Below are 2,119 nucleotides of genomic sequence, written 5' to 3'. Positions count from 1 at the left end.
GGCGGCTGACCACCCCCTGACGGACGCCCACGGGCGGCTCCGACGCCCACGGTCCGGGCCGCCCGAGGGTGTGGCGGCACCGGCTCGCGGCTCGGCCGCGGCGCGGTCTGCCCGCTGCAGTGCGGGGTGGCCGGTGCGGGCCGGAGTGGCCCAGCCGACAGATTCGGCGGGCCGCGCGCTGCGCGCCGTCGGAGGCGGCCATGATGGGTCGGTGCAGATCCTGTCCATCCAGTCGTCGGTCGCCTACGGCCACGTCGGCAACTCGGCCGCCGTCTTTCCCCTCCAGCGACTCGGGCACGAGGTCTGGCCCGTCCTGACGGTCCACTTCTCCAACCACACCGGGTACGGCGCGTGGCGCGGGCCGCTGCTGGCGGCCGCCGACGTGGCCGAGGTGATCGCGGGCATCGCCGACCGGGGGGTTCTCGGTGGCGCCGACGCGGTGCTGTCGGGCTACCAGGGCGATCCGGCGATGGGCGCCGTGATCCTGGACGCGGTGGCCCAGGTCAAGGCCGCCAACCCGGCCGCGGTGTACTGCTGCGACCCGGTGATGGGCGACATCGGCCGGGGCATGTTCGTCCGGCCCGGCATTCCGGAGTACCTGCGCGACACAGTCGTGCCGCGCGCCGACATCATCACGCCGAACCACTTCGAGTTGGACTTCCTGGCCGGCCGCACGACGTCCTCGCTGGCGGAGGTGCTGGAGGCCGTCGACGTCGTCCGTGCCACCGGGCCGCGGCACGTCCTGGTCACCAGCGTGCTGCACAGCGACGTCCCGGCGGGCGCGCTGGAGGTGGTGGCGGTCTCCGACGAGGGTGCCTGGGCGGTGACCACCCCGCTGCTGCCGATCAGTCCGAACGGCGGGGGTGACGTCACCGCGGCGCTGTACCTGGCGCACCTGTTGACCTCCGGCTCACCCGCGACCGCGTTGGAGCAAACCATCTCCTCCGTCTTCACCGTCCTGGAGGCGACCCTCGCGGCGGGCACCCGGGAGATCCAGCTGATCGCGGCACAGGACGCGATCGCCGAGCCGCCGGCGAGGTTCACCGCCCGCCGGCTGCGCTGACAGCCGTCCGCCGCTGCGAGCCGGCGCGGGCGGTCCGCCACGTCGCCGCCGCGCGGGCGGTCCGTTGTGCGGCTCAGCGCAGCGCGTCGTCGCGCAGCACCGCGTGCGCGCCGACGGTCTGGTTGACGATCTGGGTCACCCGCACGTCGACGACGACGCTGGCCAGCGCCACCGCGTCCGGTCGGCTGAGGCCGTGCAGCCGTTGCAGCAGGGTCAGCATCCCATCGAGGGCCATGAACGTCGCGTCGTCGAGGGACGCTCCCACGCCCAGCGTCAGCCAGGCGTCGGCGGTGCGGGCCACCGGGCCGGTGACCGGGAAGTCGTCGCGGACGTCGAGGGTCAGCGTCACCTCGTCCATCGGGCACTCGATCGCCGTACCGCCGACCTCACCGTCGCCCTGCGCGGCGTGCCCGTCCCCCACCGAGAACAGCGCCCCGTCGACCGGGATCGGCAGCAGCAGGGTGCTGCCGGCGGTCAGGTCCTTGCAGTCCAGGTTGCCGCCCCAGGGCCGAGGCGGAATGGTGGAGTGCTTCCCCGGCTCGGCGGGCGGCATGCCGAGCACTCCCATGAACGGGCGCAGCGCCACCGTGTGGCCATGCTGGTTGCGGCCGGTCAACGCCACCGGGTCCAGCTCCCAGGCGTGCACCACGCCGTCGGCCGCGACGCCGTAGCGCTGGTTGAACCCGCTCGCCCACCCGCCGGCCACCGTCGTTCCCCAGGTGGCGGGGACGATCGCGTCGATGCGTACCGCGAGGGTCTGGCCGGCCCGCGCACCGCGGACCGCGACCGGCCCGGTCAGCGCATGCCCGTGATCGGGCCGGTGCTGCGGGGCCCGGGGCCGGTCCCGGTTCGCCCCGCCGGGGTACGGGCCGGCCGACCACCAGCAGTCCAGGGTGCGGTAGGTGACGGTGTCGCCGGGGTCGATGGTGAGGGCCGGCGCGAGGTCGGGGGAGAAGTGACCGTGCAGGGTGTCGTCGCCGGGTGCGAGGGTGTGTCGCATCTGCGCAGGCTACGTGCCGACGCCGCGCGGCGCGACCGCTGCGGGGCGGCCGACCG

At 74.8% G+C, this 2,119-nt stretch carries 2 protein-coding genes; one reads left to right on the top strand and one right to left on the bottom strand.

The window, feature by feature from the left end; translation table 11 throughout:
• The first annotated feature begins 211 nt into the window (after positions 1-211).
• A complete protein-coding gene (gene pdxY, locus ABZU46_RS31690; RefSeq protein ID WP_354863366.1) occupies positions 212-1,063 on the top strand; it encodes a pyridoxal kinase PdxY in 852 nt (283 codons plus the stop codon).
• 73 nt (positions 1,064-1,136) lie between these two features.
• Here the strand turns inward: pdxY and ABZU46_RS31685 are convergent, their stop codons facing one another.
• Positions 1,137-2,063 (bottom strand): acetamidase/formamidase family protein, encoded by a 927-nt coding sequence (locus tag ABZU46_RS31685; protein ID WP_354863365.1) that lies wholly within the window; start codon positions 2,061-2,063, stop codon positions 1,137-1,139.
• Between the last annotated feature and the right edge of the window lie 56 nt (positions 2,064-2,119).

This window comes from Micromonospora sp. NPDC005197, from assembly GCF_040608295.1.
GTDB lineage: Bacteria > Actinomycetota > Actinomycetes > Mycobacteriales > Micromonosporaceae > Micromonospora.
Note: the sequence above shows the minus strand (reverse complement) of the source record. Positions and strands in the feature narration are given on the sequence as shown.